The following is a 16,259-nucleotide window of genomic DNA, read 5'->3' on the forward strand; positions in this document are numbered from 1 at the left end:
GTAGTTTTTGATTCTAGTTTTCGTTTGATTTAGCTGGTGACTATTAGTCAATCAAGCCGTACAAGCGATCGCCAGCGTCTCCAAGGCCTGGAACAATATAAGCTTTGTCGTTCAAATGCTCGTCAACAGCGCAAACAACAACCTTAAAGTCAATAGAAGGATCAAGCTCCTTCTCCAAGCGCTCTAAGCCTTCTGGAGCTGCCAAAATGTTAATAGCAGTAACATCCTTAGCGCCGCGCTCAGCCAAATAGTGCGTAGCGGCAATAAGAGTGCCACCAGTGGCAAGCATTGGGTCAAGAAGGAAGCACTGACGGCCAGTTAAATCCTCTGGCAAACGGTTAGCATAAGTCACAATATCGAGCGTCTGCTCGTCGCGCTTCATGCCAAGGAATCCAACCTCAGCGGTTGGAAGAAGGCGAGTCATGCCATCGAGCATGCCAAGGCCAGCGCGCAAAACCGGCACAACCATTGGGCGTGGACGGTTCAAATGCTTGCCAGTCATCTTGCAAATAGGAGTTTCAATCTCGCGATCGCTAACTTCCAAATTGCGTGTTGCTTCGTATGCTTCGAGAGTTACCAATTCGGAAACTAACTCGCGGAAAATGTTAGAAGGTGTATTCTTATCTCGCAAAACGGTGAGCTTATGGTCCACCAGCGGATGATGTAAAACATGAAGATCCATACCTTCTAGATTAGTGCAAGCGCGGCATGTTAAGCTATCGGCGTGCCGTTATTTTTGCGCGAAATATAAACAAATGTGAGTAAAAATATATTTTATTTAAACTTATCTAACAAAATTAAAATCTAAAATCTAAAATTCAAAATTCAAAACAGAAACGATACTGACTTGCGAAAGCGCCTGTCGGCGCAAACGCCGCTCGCAGCGGCAAAAAATGGAGCCCGGGGCTTAAGCACAAGCCAGCATCATTTTGAGTATACCTTGTTTTCTGTTTTCACGCGCCGCATAATCTAATCGAAAATAATTTATTCCAACTTTCCTGCTCGCCACAATTTCGCTCCGTGAGCAAAAGATAATGAAAGCACGTGCATATTTGCGGATATGTGCAAAACCTTTGCAATTTTCTGCGTGTGTACTGTATTTGCTTGCTCTTCTAACTTTTTTGCGTAAACTCGCATTCCGTGCGCAATAATCGAAGTAAAAGCTGAAGCGCGGTAAAGCGCTACGGCAAAATCGCCTGTAAAAGCGCCGGAAAGAATAGAATCTGCAAGTCGCGCAATATCTTCTCCGGTAGGAGCTTCGTCAATTCCTGTAATAGCTGATGCGCTCGTTGCCTCAGGCTCTCCAAGACTCCAGTACTCAGCGTAAGCTTCACGCTGCTTTCGTAGCGACATACGCAATAAATACAGTCGCCACAACATCCCAGGAAGAGACTCAGCCTCCGCGTGACTCCACAAATCTGCAATAACCTCAATGCCTTCATTTTCAACCAAATTCAGCACGCGCTCAACGATTTCCGGCGACTGCGTTTTATGAACGCGGTTAAGTAGGACGGCGGCTGAAGTGTGGCTAATTTCGTTCACAACCTGCGGATCCGTGCCTCCTTCAATCTGCGCTAGCATTGCAGGATCCATTTGTGCAGGTCGGCTTGGGCGGGCGGCTCCTGTAGGGCTTGGCATAAAAGCAGATCTGCTTGAATGAATAGAACTCGATTGCGAATTTAAACTAGTAGACACTTGGAAGAACCTTTTCAATATCAATAATGCGAGCGCCCTTAGGGGTACTAATTATGTGCAAAACTATTGCGCTTCCCGTAGGCATGTATGGAGATTTTTGGCTGAGTATGCGCTTGTGTGCTCGAGGCTTTGTTATTTCGCGCAAATAATCGAAGAAAGTGCCAATAACTGGGCGGTGCAGGCACATGACTGTTGCGTTGTTGGTAGCGATTGCGTTGCTAGCTGCGCTTGAGTTTCGCGCGTTACTCTCAAGATTTTGTATTTCGTTTATCAGCACAGATAACGTAGATTTTGGCTGATTTTCGTGATGATCTTCAGTAAGTTCCGCAACCTGTTCTATAGGAAGTGAAGAATCGTGCGAAAAAGCCGCAACCGTTTCTACGCAACGTTTCCAAGGTGACGATATGATTTTATTCGGCGCGTAACAGGCAAGTTCGCGGCCTAAAGCGTATGAAGCGGCAGCACCAAGAGGTGTGATTGGTCGAGTCGCTTCACTTCCTTGCCAAGTTTTTCGAGACTCAGCTTTACCATGACGCACCAGAAGCAACGTGCTATATTCTCCTTGACCTGCGTGGAGCTTCTCTAAGAAAGCATCCAGCACTTCGCGGTCGCTATCGTGAGTAAGCTTTTTGCGCGCTTGAGAAGGAGTAAGCCATAAAACATTGCCAATTTCAGTAGGCTTAGCTGGCTTAATTGGTCCGAAAGCAGGAAGACGCTTCGCTGCAGTTGGCTTGTCGATTAAGCGCATCATCCAGTAGTGGATTCTCTTTATTACTTCCGGCTGAGAATTACGTGATGTGTTACCGCTTTTAGAAGTTTGCTTTTTACCTTCGCGCTCAAGAGGATACTCTATTTTGGCAATATGTGGGCCTAATGTGACTGAATATCCTGTTTCTTCTCCAACTTCGCGCACGGCTGTGTGGCGATGTGATTCCTTCGGCTCATTCTTTCCTTTTGGCCAGCTCCAATCGTCATATTTAGGACGGTAAACAAGGCAAAGCTCGAAGTCGTCGTCGCTTGGCTTAATTGCGTCGCTAGGTTTTATTGCATTGCCGCCTATTTTTGCCTCTTCGCCTTCGTTTGAGCTGTTTGTACTATTGCGCTTGCGATAGATTATTCCGCCAGCTGCTTCAACGTATTGCGTCGTTACTGCACTCATATTCACTATTTTAGCGTTTTTCTTTCGCGAATTTTAGTTGTGCTTTATGTTTTATATATTTAATGTTTTATATTTTGTACACAGTCATGACTGATGTAAAAGTGCGTAGCAAAAGCGCTGTTATTGTTTTATGATCCTTAAACCTCCTAAAACTGGCAAATAATTGCTCAAAAAACATGCCAAAACTGGCAAATAATTACTCAAAAAACATCCTAAAACTGGCAAATGGTGCTGTAGAAGATTTTTGGCTACTGGAACGCTTGAGATTTAGGCGGTTTAGAAGGAGTAACAAACACAACAAGAGCCAGAAACAACAAGAGCCAGAAACATGTTACTGAATCTGGCTCTTGCTTATCGTTTTTTAGTTGCTTGCGATTAGTTCGCACCGCGAGGCTTACGCGTGTGGGTGTGAATTAAGTAAGCCTGGCTGTCTACGAGTGGACGACCTTCCTTATCGCGAGAATGCAAGGTATACGTGCCGTCTCCATCCATCCACCACGAAACAGTAGAATCAGCCATTTGCAAATCAATATACTGAATCAAAGCTTCAACCTGATCAGGCGCGCTGATACGAACCAGCGTCTCAACGCGGCGGTCAAGATTGCGGTGCATTAAATCAGCCGAGCCAATCCAAACTTCTGGGCCGCTTGCAGGGCCGTCACCAATCTGCGGGCCGCAAGAATTAGCGAACGCGTAAATACGGCTGTGTTCAAGGAATCGGCCAAGAATAGAGCGAACGCGAATATTCTCGCTCAAACCTTCAATTCCAGGCTTAAGCGAGCAAATTCCACGCTCAACAATATCAATCTTTACTCCAGCTTGCGAAGCACGATACAAAGCGTCAATAGTCTTCTCGTCAACCACAGAATTGACCTTAATCTTAATCCAAGCTTCCTTTCCAGCAAGAGCTGCGGCTTCCTCACGCTGAATTCGCGCAATAATACCAGTGCGAACTGTTCGAGGGGCAACAAGAAGGCGGTGGAAACTAGACTTTGGTGCGTAACCAGAAAGCTGGTTAAACAAGCGAGTCAAATCCTGGCCGACTACAGGATCGCAAGTAAGCAATCCCAAATCTGTGTAAAGGCGAGCAGTCTTAGGATTGTAATTACCTGTACCAACGTGGCAGTAGCGGCGCAACCCTTCTGCTTCTTGGCGAACCACGAGCGAAAGCTTGCAGTGAGTTTTCAAACCAACAATGCCGTACACAACGTGAACACCTGCTCGCTCAAGCTTACGAGCCCAAGCAATATTTGCATCCTCGTCAAATCGTGCCTTAATCTCAACCAGCGCAAGCACCTGCTTGCCAGCGTGAGCCGCATCAACAAGAGCGTCAATAATTGGCGAATTGCTAGACGTGCGATACAAAGTTTGCTTAATTGCAAGCACTTTTGGATCCGCAGCAGCTTGCGCGAGGAACGCTTGCACAGAAGTAGAGAACGAATCGTAAGGATGATGCAACAAAATGTCATGCTCGCGAATCGAGGCGAAAATATCTTGCGCGTGGCTAGTTTCAACTTCCGCAATCTGACGGTTCGTAGTAGGAATGAATGGACGGTACTTCAAATCTGGGCGATCAAGCGCCTGCAATTCAAACAATACCGTCATGTCAAGCGGCGAAGGTAAACGATAAACTTCCTCAGGACTTACGCGAAGCTGATTTGCAAGAAGCTGAGAAAGGAATGGGCTGGCCTCGTTAGAAATTTCCAAACGAATAGGCGGTCCAAAACGACGACGAAGGAGTTCCTTCTCCATAGCGTTGAGCAAGTTTTCTGCGTCATCTTCCTCAACGTCAATGTCCTCGTTACGCGTAACGCGGAAGGAACGAGCTTCCTTAATAATCATGCCTGGGAAAAGCGATTCCAAGTGTGCTGCAATCAGCTTTTCCATAGTAATGAAGCCGTAACGCTCTTCGCGACCTTCTTCGTCTGTTAAATCGTCAACTGGTACAAGGCGATTCAAATTATCTGGAATTTTTACGCGCGCAAAATGCGATTTTCCAGAATTTGGATTTTCGACGATAACAGCCAAGTTAATAGACTTGCCGGAAATGTACGGGAATGGGTGAGCAGGATCCACTGCAAGAGGCGTAAGAACAGGGAAAACTTGCTTTTTGTAGTAATCAGACAAACGAGCTTTTTCTGATTCTGTAAGTTTATCCCAGCTGAGCAAAACAATGCGCTGTTTTGCAAGCTCAGGAAGAATATGCTCAATAACATAGTGAGCGTGCTCATCTTGGCGGCGGTGAGTGACCTCACTAATAGCGCGCAACTGCTGGCGAGGGCTTAAGCCGGATGCTGCAGTTACTGCTATTCCAGAATCGATGCGGCGCTTTAAGCCTGCAACTCGAACCATAAAGAATTCGTCGAGATTTGACGCAAAAATAGCAGCAAAATTAGCGCGTTCAAGTAGCGGCAAATCGGTATTTTGTGCCAACTCAAGCACGCGACGATTGAACTTCAACCAGCTTAATTCGCGGTCGAAGAAACGATCTTTTGGCAACGGTAGCTCACCCTCACGAGCTTCACGCTTTTCTGCCTTTTCATCTTCGGCGATGTGTTCGGCAATTTGACCGCGCAGTATCGCCTTTGAGGGAGCGTCAAAAATCTGTACCATACTCTGTAATTGTATGCGCTGTAAGGGAAGTGTGCGAATGAGTGTCGGGTGATTCGACACGCCGGCATTTGCTTAATTCGAACGTAAACGCACATGATAACCTTTGCAAGTTCACAAAAGTGTGCAATAGTTACGATTTTTTCAGTGCAATTGAACAGTATTGACAATATGTGAACAAATGCTATTTTGAGCTTTACTATCAGGCAAAAAACGATGATAATAATAATTACAAAAACAAAAAAGAGATAGCGGTAACCCACAAAAGTGTATGGATATAGAATCCGTGGACGTTGGACGGGATATTTAAGACTTTAACCGTTGCAACGAGGATGTTGTGAAGATGAAACCGCAAATATTGTTTTTGTAAATGAGAGGCTCGCCAAAGTGGCGGGCCTCTTTTGATGTGAGGGCGATTTTACTGCTCGTGCAGACTGTCGCACGCATAAGGGAAACTATCAAAGAATAATTGTTGGAATTCATTTTCTTAGCTTCTTTGAAAATGAGAATGTATTGTGTTCCATGCTGTGCTAATCGCAATTGCGAGTTGTGAATTTATTTACGCGTGATTACGTGTGTGGAGTTTGAAACAGGTAAGAAGGATCGAAGGACCATGCAACATTCGTTTATGGCAACGTTGGCTGCAGAATTTATTGGCACTGCTATTCTTATGATTTTCGGAAACGGTGCTGTAGCAAACGTTGAATTAAAAAATACTAAAGGACACCATGCCGGTTGGTTAAATATTGCCATGGGTTACGGTTTTGGTGTGATGTTCCCAGTTCTCATGTTTGGTGGAATTTCCGGCGCTCATATCAATCCTGCTATGACAATTGCGCAAGCTGTAAACGGCATGTTCCCATGGAAGGATGTAGCTCCTTATATTGTTGCACAGCTTTTGGGTGCATTGGTTGGTCAGCTTATTGTGTACGTAACGTATTTGCCGCACTACAACGAAACTGAGGAGTCAGAAGCTATTCTTGGCACTTTCTGCACTACGGATGCGTATAACAACAAAATTAACTACTTCCTTAACGAATTCTTCGGCACGCTTGTGCTTGTTTTGGCAGCTCTTTGCTGCCTTACTTCTCCATGGGGTGAGAAGAATTTGGCTGGCGCTTCAATCGTTGTCGGCTTCGTTGTTTGGGGCTTGGTGACTTCTATGGGCGGCCCAACTGGTCCCGCTTTGAATCCTGCGCGTGATCTTATGCCACGTTTGCTTCACGCAATTTTGCCAATTCCGCACAAGGGATCTTCTCGCTGGGGTGAAGCGTGGATTCCAGTCGTAGCCCCTATTGCCGGCGCAATCTTGGGTGTGGTTATGTATAAGTCGTTATTTGCGTAAAGTAGTTGCATTTAGCTGTAATTAATTGCGATTGATTGCGGTTTATTGCGATTGTAAGAAGCGCGTAATGCTAGTATGAATGTGTTACGCGCTTTTTATTTTGCAAGTTTATGCTTTGCAAACTTGTGCTTATTAAGAAGGGTATTAGGAAAGATATCAGGAAAGACGAAATCATGTTTTCGAAGTCAACTATTGCAATTGGTCGTTTTGCGCCGACTCCATCCGGACGCATGCATATTGGAAACATGGTTGCTATGCTTGCGGCTTGGCTTTCTGCAAAATCGCAGGGCGGCCAAATGCTGTTGCGCTTGGAAGATCTTGATATTGCGCGAATGCCGAAAGATGCTAGCGCGCGAGTTATCGAAGATTTGAAGTGGGCCGGCCTTGATTGGGTAGGAGAGCCAACTTATCAGCATGAGCGAACTGCAATCTACCAAGAAGCTCTCGAGGCGCTAGAATCTTTGCAAGACGACGACGGAAATTCGCTAATCTACCCTTGTTTTTGCTCGCGTTCCGATATTCGCGCGATTGCAGCTCCGCAAGAAGGCGATGGTTTTATACGCTACCCGGGTACGTGCAGAAATCTTCGCAAAACTGCAGAAGGCCTGGCACAAATCGAAAAGCGTTTGCAAAATAATCAGCAACATTCTTTAAGACTTGCGGTGCCGCCTGCTGATTCGAGGCAAGCAAATATTGATTTTGAAGACGTGATTTTTGGTGCGCAATCGTTTAACATTAATCGCGATTTGGGGGATATGGTGATTCGCCGCGCGGATGGCGTTTTTTCGTACCAGCTTGCGGTTGTTGTTGACGACGTGCTTTCGGGAGTGAATGATATTGTGCGCGGACGTGATTTGCTTCGTTCGGCAGCGTTGCAGATTTGGATTGGTGAGCTGCTTGAAAAATCGGGATTTTTTGCGGCTCACGGTACGCATTACGTGCGTCCGCAATTTGCGCACTTGCCGCTAATTGATAACGCTCAAGGCGAGCGGCTCGCAAAAAGTAAGCACTCGCTAGACGTTGGTGCGCTTCGAGAAGCTGGCTGGAGCGCAGAGCGTATAATCGGCTACTGCATGTATCTTTTGGGATACAAAAATCCTGGTCAAAATCAGCCTGTAGATATGAGTTCTGCAGATGCTCTCGCGTTATTTAAAAGCCTTGACACGCCGTGGGATTCTGTTCGCGCAAACTTAGCTGACAAATCCGTGCCCTTCCTTGACTAAACTATGTAGTTAGGTTTGATAGATTGGGGCAATAAATGGCATATATGACGCAAAAAGATTTAGCGAATACTGAGGTCGATTGTGTTCGTGCGCGTCAAATTGCCGACGGCGTGCACAGCGTGCAAGACGCCATTGCTCAAGCCGAATCGCATTATGGTCGCAAAGCTGAGTCGGTTACGCTACTTGCCGCAACTAAAACGCGAGATGTTGGCGAAATTATGGCAGCTCTTAAAGCTGGAGTGCGCGTAATTGGGGAAAATCGCCCGCAAGAAATTGTTGCAAAAGCAGAAATTTTACGCGCGCAAGCTGCTCGAGAAGGTTTAAGCGTTGGTGTAAACGGCGAAATTCCGCTCTACTTAATAGGCCAGTTGCAAAGCAATAAAATAAACAAAGTTTTGCCGCTTGCAAATGGTATTCAGTCGGTTGACGGCATTGAACTTGCGCAAAAAATATCTGCTCGCGCGCAAAATTTGGGACTTTGCACAGACGTTATGTTGGAAGTGAACGTTTCTGGAGAAGCTACAAAATCCGGATGTGTGCCGGAACGTGCGATTGACGAAGCGCTCGCTATATCTAGTCTTCCGGCGCTTAATTTGCGCGGATTTATGACGCTTGGAGCGCGCGTGGATGATGAAAAAATAGTGAGAAGTGGTTTCGCAAAATTGCGAGAAATTAGAGATTGTGTGAGTGAACAACTCGCGCAAGATTATGATGGAAACTCTGCAAAATTAGAGCTTTCGATGGGAATGTCCGGCGATTTTTCGTGGGCGATTGCCGAAGGCTCAACAATGGTTAGGATCGGTTCGGCAATCTTTGGTCCACGAGCATTTGTGTAGTTTTAAGTCAAAGTTTTAAGTCAAATTGATGATTTTAGTTACGCATGCACAATCACATTGCGCAGCGAGCCAATACCATCTACGTGCACAATCGCTTCGTCACCAGCGCGTAAAGTTCCAGCTGGGTATGGAGTTCCTGTCAAAATCACATCTCCTGGAAGAAGCGTTGAGAAGCTTGAAATCGCAGCAATTTGCTCAGGAATACTGTGAATAAGTCGAGCTGTAGTGCCGTCGGCTTCTGGCACATTTTCACCATTAAGTGTAAATGAAATATGTGCATCGCGCCAATTTAGCTCGGTTGTAATCCAAGGTCCAAGTGGGCAAGAAGTGTCGAAACCTTTTGCGCGCGTCCACATTGGGTCGCTTCCTGCGCAATCTCGTAAAGTTACGTCATTTACGCAAGTAAAGCCAAAAACGTAGTTCATTGCGGTAGCTGCAGTCACATTTTTGGCGATTTTGCCCATAACAACTGCCACTTCTGGCTCAAAATTCATGTCGTTTGAGCAAGCAGGAATCACAATCGGATCGTCCGGACCAATTACAGAAGTGCTCGGCTTTGTAAAAATAACCATATCTGCAGCAGTATGCGAAGAAGCCGCAGGAGAAGTAGCGCGCTCGTCATCAGAACGCGTATCGTAATTTTTTGCCAATCCGTAAACTTTTGAAGGAATTACAGGCACAAGCAAGCGCACGCCATCCGCATCCAACGCGTAACGTTTACCAGTTGGCTTAACTCCTTGCGGGCTTAAAGGATGCCCTTCAAGCGCTACTAAATAATCTTTACCGTCGGTTTCGTCTTTTTGAACGAAAGCGTATTGCGGAACTTCATTATACGAAAAACGTGCAATTCTCATGCTTTTAAGATTACGACATATTTGCTACTTAATTAAGCATTGCTCGATACTTAACTAAACTTTGCTTGCTGCTTAATTAAATTATTTGCGTAAATTATTTGCGATTGAAAGTTCTTGAAAACAAAACTTGAGTCTAGTACACTCAAGTTTTAGGAATAAAGTTATAGGAAAATCTGTTATACGTATCAGATACATGAAACTGAAAGCTCGTTAGAACTCGAAAGTATCGTCAAAAAGCTTGAAATTGCAATAAAAGTTGCAGTGATTTGACTTAACTGGAATGGTTTCTACAGCTTTCGTGGAAGTGAGGTAGATATGGAACAAAAGTTTACAACCCTAGCGCAAGACGCATTAAGCGACGCTGTGCAAAGTGCAGCGGCTGCTGGCAACGCGCAAGTTGACACTCTGCATTTGGCGGATGCTTTACTTCGCCAAGAGCAAGGCGTCGTTCGCGCGCTTATTGCTCAGGCGGGGGCGGATGCGCAACAAATCGGTGCTGAAATTCGTAATGCATTAGTGGCATTGCCTTCATCTACTGGCTCAACTACGACTAAGCCAGATGCAAGTCGTCAGCTTTTGGCTGCGCTAAGCCAGGCAGAAAAAGAAATGCGCGCAATGGGAGACGAATACGTTTCTACAGAGCACATGCTTATTGGCATAGTTGCAAGCGCGCCGAATGCTGTTGCGGATATTTTCAAAAAGCACAACGTTTCTGCAGATGCGTTGCGAAAAGCTGTGCCAACTGTGCGCGGAGGTGCGAAAGTGACGAGTCCGGATGCTGAAGGCAACTACAAAGCGCTCGAAAAGTATTCTGTTGATATGACTGCGCGCGCTCGCGAAGGAAAGCTCGACCCAGTAATTGGACGAGACCAGGAAATTCGCCGAGTGATTCAGATTCTTTCTCGCCGCACGAAGAACAATCCTGTGCTAATTGGAGAGCCGGGCGTTGGTAAAACGGCAGTTGTAGAAGGATTGGCTCAGCGAATCGTTGCAGGAGATGTGCCTACGACTTTGCAAAACAAGCGTCTTATCAGTCTCGATTTGGCTTCGATGGTTGCAGGTTCGAAGTATCGCGGCGAGTTTGAGGAACGCTTAAAGGCAGTGTTGAAGGAAATTCAGCAATCGGACGGTCAAATTATTACGTTTATTGATGAGATTCACACTGTTGTTGGAGCAGGATCTGCAGAAGGTTCAATGGATGCTGGCAATATGCTTAAGCCAATGCTTGCGCGCGGTGAGCTGCGCTTGGTTGGCGCAACTACGCTTAACGAGTATCGTGAGCATATTGAAAAGGATTCTGCGCTTGAACGCAGATTCCAGCAAGTGTTTGTTGGCGAGCCGTCTGTTGAAGATACTGTGACGATTTTGCGCGGACTTAAGCAACGTTACGAAGCACACCACAAGGTGACTATTAGTGACGATGCAATCGTAGCCGCAGCAACGCTTTCAAACCGCTATATTACTGGCAGACAGCTTCCAGATAAGGCGATTGATTTGGTTGATGAAGCGGCAGCTCACTTGCGCATGGAGCTTGATTCACAGCCAGAAGAGATCGACGAATTGCAGCGCAAAGTTACGCGTCTTGAAATGGAAGAAATGCAATTAAAGAAGGCGGAAGATGCTGCTGCACGCGAACGCTTAGAAAAGTTGCAGGAAGAATTAGCAAACTCGCGCGAAAAGCTTACTGGATTGAAAGCGCGTTGGGATGCGGAAAAGGCTGGCCATAACAAGGTTGGTGATTTGCGAGCGCAACTCGACGCTAAGCGCGTAGAAGCCGACAAATTCACGCGTGAAGGCAACTTGGAACAAGCAAGCCGTATTTTGTATGGCGAAATTCCAAGCATTCAAAAAGCTTTGGAAGAAGCGGAGTCTGAGGCCTCTAACGCTAAGAGTGAAGCGAAAGAGCCGATGGTTCCGGATCAGGTTGATGCTGATTCTATTGCAGGAGTTGTTAGCGAATGGACGGGCATTCCTGTTGGTCGCTTGATGCAAGGCGAAAATGAGAAGCTGCTCAACATGGAAAAGGAGCTTTCTAAGCGCGTTGTTGGCCAAAGCGAAGCAATCCAGGCTATAGCGGATGCTGTGCGCAGAAGTCGTGCTGGAATTGCAGACCCGAATCGCCCGACCGGTTCGTTCCTATTCTTGGGTCCTACTGGCGTTGGTAAGACGGAGCTTGCTAAGGCTCTTGCCGACTTTTTGTTTGACGACGAGCGTGCAATGGTTCGCATTGATATGAGCGAGTACATGGAAAAGGCTTCCGTTTCGCGTCTAATCGGTGCTGCTCCTGGTTACATTGGCTACGAGGAAGGCGGCCAGCTTACTGAAGCTGTGCGTAGACGTCCGTATTCTGTAGTGCTTTTTGACGAAGTTGAGAAGGCGCATCCAGAAGTATTCGACGTTTTGTTGCAGGTTTTGGATGATGGTCGTTTGACTGACGGTCAGGGTAGAACGGTTGATTTTACGAATACGATTTTGATTATGACATCAAACTTGGGTTCGCAATTCCTTGTGCAAGAGGGCTTGGATGATGCTGCTAAACGCAAGGCTGTTATGAACGCTGTTCACGCTGAGTTTAAGCCAGAGTTCATTAACCGTTTGGATGAGCTTGTTATGTTCCATCCGTTGAGCCGCGAAGAGCTTGGTGGAATTGTGGATATTCAAGTTCGTCAAGTGGCTGCACGCTTGAGCGACCGCCGCATTAGCTTGGATGTGAGTGATTCTGCTCGCGCTTGGCTTGCGGAGCATGGCTATGATCCAGTTTACGGTGCTCGTCCGTTGCGTAGATTGGTTCAAACGGAAATTGGCGATCAGCTTGCGCGATTGCTGCTTTCTGGCAAGGTGCATGATGGCGCTCACGTAGTTGCGGATTGTGAGAATACTAGCGACCATGTAACTCTCAAGATTGCGTAATCTATGCATTATTTAATGTAGTCAAATAATGTAGTCAAATAAAACAAAGCGTGCTGTTTATTGGATTATTTTCCAGTAGACGGCACGCTATTTTTGTATCTGAATAAAAAATATTTGTAGAATTAACTTGTAATAAAAAGGTGGATTTCCCCCTTAATTTTTCGAGTTATTGCTGATAATTGGCATTATAGGATATGCGTATCTTTTAAAATTTTAATTGTTTTTTATAAAAATCTATTTTTTTTTATATTGAATTCTTATAGAATAAGTGTACGTATTCAGGGCTGAATACGTTATGAAGCAGATTGAAAATGGAGATACGAATATGTTCGCAAAGAAAGGATTTGCAATAGTTGCGCTTGCTACTATTGCTTATGATATGCCAATTTCAGCTTATGCTCAGATGAGTGGTTCTGTAGTTGGAATAGACAGAGAAAATATACGAAGTTGTAGGTAAGTAGTCTAGTTATTAAGTGGTGAGATATGCAAGAATCATATACGGGCTCAGATGTGCAACTTGTTAATGTGAATTTTTCGTATGGGAAAAAACAAATTTTGCATAATCTTTCTATAGATTTATCTTTTGGCATATGTGGTCTTTTGGGGCCAAATGGTGCTGGGAAAACTACTTTGCTTAACGTTATGGCGACGATTTATGCTCCCTCTAGTGGAAAACTTTTTGTTCATGGCTTTGATGTAACTTGTCGTGCGGAAAGGGCTAAAGCTCGGTCAAATATTGGTTATTTGCCGCAATCATTTGAACTTATGAATGCATCGAGTGTGTTAAAAAATGTTCAATATGCCGCATGGGCGCGAGGTTTATCGTGGAGCGCTGCGTATCAAGCTGCTTGGAATGCTCTCAAACAGGTTGGCTTGGAAAAACAAGCACATCGCATCGTTGCTAAAATATCAGGAGGTCAGCGTCAGCGTGCTGGTATTGCTTGTGTGATTGCTAGTCAGCCTGCAGTACTAATACTTGATGAGCCTACTGTTGGTTTAGATCCTGAGCAGCGTATTGATATTCGTAATTTTCTTAAGTCTTATTCGCAAAAACATACTGTTATCGTCAGTACACATTTAGTAGAAGATTTAGCAGTAATTGCGGATCGGGTTATAGTTCTTAATGAAGGAATTATATTGCTTGATGGGAAAATGGATAATCTTCTTCAATATGCTAATCGTGAAGATCTTATGGTAACTCCATGGGAATCAGGGTATAGACATTTGCTATCTAAATTTCATAAAAATTAGTAATAGCAGTAACTAGATATGTATAGTTTCTTATTTTGTTAATGTGGTAGCAAGTAGGGATGTGATTAAATATGCGTCAATATTCTAACTTTTTAACTGAATTCAGATTTTTTACAAAAAATCATAAGAAGTGCACAATTGTTTCACATATTATGTCCCCATTATCTCTAATAAGCAGTTGTGTTTTTAGCTTATTTTTGATTGCATATCCTATTTTTTTGGGTGTGGCAAATTTTTTAGCGCATAATAATAATTATGCGCTTTGGTTAAGAATTGATGTCACATGGATGCATTGTTTGTCTGATATTGTTGCTTGCATTTTTGGCGCATGGTGTTCATGTAAAGCTTGCTCGCCCAGATGTTTGGTTAATCCTGCGTGGTGTGCAGGAAAATCAGCCAGTCGTTACGCTATTCCTATACTAAAAGGCGCTATACTGTGCAGTTTGTTATATTGTGTAAGTATATTGCCAACAGTAATTCAGAGTGATGTAAATATTACAAATTTCCCGTATTTTCCACTATTATGTGGAGGCGTGACGCCAAGTGCATTTTTTGCAATTGGTTTTACTTTAGGAGTAATTATTGGCAATCGTTGGGCAATTGTATTCTCAGCTTTATTATCTTTTGCAATAATTTGGTGCTGTATTTATGGCGTCATTATAATGCGTAATGGCGTTATTCCTCAGGGAGATATTTTTCCTAGATATTGGGGTAGTAGTTTATACGCAATACTTCCAGTGTCGGACGCTGGTATTGGTGCTGAGCCTGGTTTGCGAATGAACCCATGGTTGGTGACTTTGCGCATATTCTTTGTGTGTGTTGTTATTGTTTCATGCATTCTTTGTTGCGCGCATATTAGATATTTTTGGCAAAAGGGATCTTATTGGCGCATAAAAGCAATAAGTCTTTCTTTAATTATGCCAATAGTATGTGCTTGTTGTATAGCTATGTGGGGTCCAAAACCTTGGATTCGCTCTGGACCTTTTGTGCCTCAGTGTACGACGTTTAAAGATACTGCTTTTTCTGTTTGTGTACATCCTGAAGAAGCTTATATTCGTAAACTTCGTGCTGTTAAACATTTGAAAACTGTTGCTTCTTGGTTTCCTAAGAATCAGAGAGATTCGCAAGGCAAAGGAATTGTGCTTGTGCTTGGAAATGCGTTTACTCCAACAAATACTGAAAAATCTTGGAATCTTACTAATAGTGGTTTAATAAAGTTACGTAATCTTAAAGCTACTGTTATTCAACAACAAACAGATACATTTGTTAGGCGTTCTGAGAAATATGGTGATATGACTGGTATCGCTCAAGAAGTGTTACAAAGATTTGTGCCTGCAAAATGTGCATCAAGTGCTATGAAAGAAGTATATGTAAAAAAGAATCTTGATTCAAACGCTTCTGTTACAGCATTTTTGCTTGCACAACTTCCTTCTCGTATAAGTAATGATGTGTATGGGTCATATGGATTTATTCCAGGTGAAGCAAACGATAAAGTGGCCATGAGTATTAATAATGCTGATGATGCTAAGCTGAAACAATTTGTAAAAAATCATGTTAAAGAACTTAATCAATGCCGCATAACTCCACAACAAGTCTTATCGGAACTTGGTGATAAGCATGAAAAATAATTTTCGCGCTTGGCTTGAAGGTAGGCATTATATTGTTGCAATCGTTGCAATTTTATTGTCCGTAGTACTTCCTTCTTTAATGCTTGTTATATTCAGATCATTTGTAACGCAGTTGCCAGTTTATGTTGGTTATATTTGTTTGCCAGATTCTGCTAATGTGCATAATGCGGTAGAAGGTATAACGTTCCAATGTCAATCTGGTAGTAGTGTTGTTAATTTTGTTGTTCCTCTGTATGAAGTTATTGTAGTTGGGTTTATTACCACGGCATTCGTTTGCCTTGCTCCGATTATGGTATCGTGGGAACGTTTCGTGATGAAAAGGCTGCGAATATATGCATTGAGTGCTGCTTTATTGTGTTTGTTTGTTTCATTCGGCGCTTCAGTGTTAATTGTTCGTATAATTGACTTGCAGTTATTGAGTACATTGCAGATGATTTTAGGTAATGCTTGGATTGATATTGTGCTCATAATGATTGGATTAGCATGTTTTGGAAGGTTTTACGGCCTTGCATTTGGTGTCTTTTTAGCGGTGATGAACATTGCCACACAAGGTTTGCAAAGTAAAATTGGATTGATTTTACGATGGTATCCTTCTGGAACTTTGCCTGTAATTCCTGGACAACCCATATTGTTATACGTCATTGTTGTTCTTACTGTAATTGCAGTTTGCCTATGGAGCGGCACGTGTGGACGTGGATTGCTTTATTTTGAACGCGCTTAAAAGACGCGTCTAATTATATTTCAAAAG

13 protein-coding genes are annotated in these 16,259 nt (G+C 44.0%); 8 read left to right on the plus strand and 5 right to left on the minus strand.

The genetic code is table 11. The annotated features are described in order from the left end of the window. Positions 1 to 43 precede the first annotated feature (43 nt). The 4 genes from upp to ACJV7B_RS03250 form a co-directional block, all read right to left on the minus strand. Complete coding sequence (gene upp, locus ACJV7B_RS03235; protein ID WP_004136544.1) at positions 44 to 682, minus strand: uracil phosphoribosyltransferase; 639 nt, start codon at positions 680 to 682, stop codon at positions 44 to 46. A gap of 302 nt (positions 683 to 984) precedes the next feature. Continuing rightward, positions 985 to 1,638: a thymidine phosphorylase gene (locus ACJV7B_RS03240; RefSeq protein ID WP_308582416.1), complete on the minus strand. Its 654-nt coding sequence runs from the start codon at positions 1,636 to 1,638 to the stop codon at positions 985 to 987. A 46-nt stretch (positions 1,639 to 1,684) separates the two neighbouring features. After that, entirely contained in the window at positions 1,685 to 2,854 is a 1,170-nt protein-coding gene (locus tag ACJV7B_RS03245; RefSeq protein WP_419388962.1) for an NUDIX hydrolase, read from the minus strand. Between the two features lie 375 nt (positions 2,855 to 3,229). Further along, positions 3,230 to 5,467, minus strand: coding sequence for an RNA degradosome polyphosphate kinase (locus ACJV7B_RS03250; RefSeq protein WP_004105851.1), 2,238 nt, complete (start codon positions 5,465 to 5,467; stop codon positions 3,230 to 3,232). A gap of 610 nt (positions 5,468 to 6,077) precedes the next feature. Here ACJV7B_RS03250 and ACJV7B_RS03255 point away from each other — a divergent pair. The 3 genes from ACJV7B_RS03255 to ACJV7B_RS03265 all read left to right on the plus strand — a co-directional run bounded on the left by ACJV7B_RS03255 (position 6,078) and on the right by ACJV7B_RS03265 (position 8,868). Next, complete coding sequence (locus tag ACJV7B_RS03255; protein WP_047923629.1) at positions 6,078 to 6,809, plus strand: MIP/aquaporin family protein; 732 nt, start codon at positions 6,078 to 6,080, stop codon at positions 6,807 to 6,809. Between the two features lie 173 nt (positions 6,810 to 6,982). Beyond that, positions 6,983 to 8,032 (plus strand): glutamyl-Q tRNA(Asp) synthetase, encoded by a 1,050-nt coding sequence (locus ACJV7B_RS03260; protein WP_419389022.1) that lies wholly within the window; start codon positions 6,983 to 6,985, stop codon positions 8,030 to 8,032. Between the two features lie 35 nt (positions 8,033 to 8,067). Next, positions 8,068 to 8,868, plus strand: coding sequence for a YggS family pyridoxal phosphate-dependent enzyme (locus ACJV7B_RS03265; RefSeq protein WP_415682563.1), 801 nt, complete (start codon positions 8,068 to 8,070; stop codon positions 8,866 to 8,868). Between the two features lie 38 nt (positions 8,869 to 8,906). Here the strand turns inward: ACJV7B_RS03265 and ACJV7B_RS03270 are convergent, their stop codons facing one another. Further along, entirely contained in the window at positions 8,907 to 9,722 is an 816-nt protein-coding gene (locus ACJV7B_RS03270; RefSeq protein ID WP_004136519.1) for a fumarylacetoacetate hydrolase family protein, read from the minus strand. Positions 9,723 to 10,037: 315 nt separating this feature from the next. Here ACJV7B_RS03270 and clpB point away from each other — a divergent pair, with 315 nt between their 5' ends. From clpB to ACJV7B_RS03295, 5 genes are all read left to right on the plus strand, one after another. Further along, positions 10,038 to 12,632: an ATP-dependent chaperone ClpB gene (gene clpB / locus ACJV7B_RS03275; protein ID WP_419388963.1), complete on the plus strand. Its 2,595-nt coding sequence runs from the start codon at positions 10,038 to 10,040 to the stop codon at positions 12,630 to 12,632. Positions 12,633 to 12,900: 268 nt separating this feature from the next. After that, entirely contained in the window at positions 12,901 to 13,089 is a 189-nt protein-coding gene (locus ACJV7B_RS03280; protein ID WP_419389026.1) for a hypothetical protein, read from the plus strand. A gap of 26 nt (positions 13,090 to 13,115) precedes the next feature. Beyond that, positions 13,116 to 13,883 carry an ABC transporter ATP-binding protein gene (locus tag ACJV7B_RS03285; protein ID WP_419388964.1) on the plus strand — a complete coding sequence of 256 codons (768 nt, stop codon included), beginning with the start codon at positions 13,116 to 13,118 and terminating at the stop codon, positions 13,881 to 13,883. 71 nt (positions 13,884 to 13,954) lie between these two features. Continuing rightward, positions 13,955 to 15,511 (plus strand): hypothetical protein, encoded by a 1,557-nt coding sequence (locus ACJV7B_RS03290; RefSeq protein WP_419388965.1) that lies wholly within the window; start codon positions 13,955 to 13,957, stop codon positions 15,509 to 15,511. Next, positions 15,501 to 16,232, plus strand: a complete 732-nt coding sequence (locus tag ACJV7B_RS03295; RefSeq protein ID WP_419388966.1) for a hypothetical protein — start codon at positions 15,501 to 15,503, stop codon at positions 16,230 to 16,232. The genes ACJV7B_RS03290 and ACJV7B_RS03295 overlap by 11 nt, the downstream gene beginning before the upstream one ends. Positions 16,233 to 16,259: the final 27 nt, after the last annotated feature.

Source organism: Gardnerella bretellae (assembly GCF_048545135.1).
GTDB classification, from domain to species: domain Bacteria; phylum Actinomycetota; class Actinomycetes; order Actinomycetales; family Bifidobacteriaceae; genus Bifidobacterium; species Bifidobacterium greenwoodii.

Coding starts and splice junctions, on each gene's coding strand:
- ACJV7B_RS03240 (WP_308582416.1), bottom strand. CDS start 1,638: ATGCCAAGCCCTACAGGAGCCGCCCGCCCAAGCCGACCTGCACAAATG.
- ACJV7B_RS03250 (WP_004105851.1), bottom strand. CDS start 5,467: ATGGTACAGATTTTTGACGCTCCCTCAAAGGCGATACTGCGCGGTCAA.
- ACJV7B_RS03265 (WP_415682563.1), top strand. CDS start 8,068: ATGGCATATATGACGCAAAAAGATTTAGCGAATACTGAGGTCGATTGT.
- ACJV7B_RS03270 (WP_004136519.1), bottom strand. CDS start 9,722: ATGAGAATTGCACGTTTTTCGTATAATGAAGTTCCGCAATACGCTTTC.
- ACJV7B_RS03255 (WP_047923629.1), top strand. CDS start 6,078: ATGCAACATTCGTTTATGGCAACGTTGGCTGCAGAATTTATTGGCACT.
- ACJV7B_RS03245 (WP_419388962.1), bottom strand. CDS start 2,854: ATGAGTGCAGTAACGACGCAATACGTTGAAGCAGCTGGCGGAATAATC.
- ACJV7B_RS03285 (WP_419388964.1), top strand. CDS start 13,116: ATGCAAGAATCATATACGGGCTCAGATGTGCAACTTGTTAATGTGAAT.
- upp (WP_004136544.1), bottom strand. CDS start 682: ATGGATCTTCATGTTTTACATCATCCGCTGGTGGACCATAAGCTCACC.
- ACJV7B_RS03260 (WP_419389022.1), top strand. CDS start 6,983: ATGTTTTCGAAGTCAACTATTGCAATTGGTCGTTTTGCGCCGACTCCA.
- clpB (WP_419388963.1), top strand. CDS start 10,038: ATGGAACAAAAGTTTACAACCCTAGCGCAAGACGCATTAAGCGACGCT.
- ACJV7B_RS03290 (WP_419388965.1), top strand. CDS start 13,955: ATGCGTCAATATTCTAACTTTTTAACTGAATTCAGATTTTTTACAAAA.
- ACJV7B_RS03295 (WP_419388966.1), top strand. CDS start 15,501: ATGAAAAATAATTTTCGCGCTTGGCTTGAAGGTAGGCATTATATTGTT.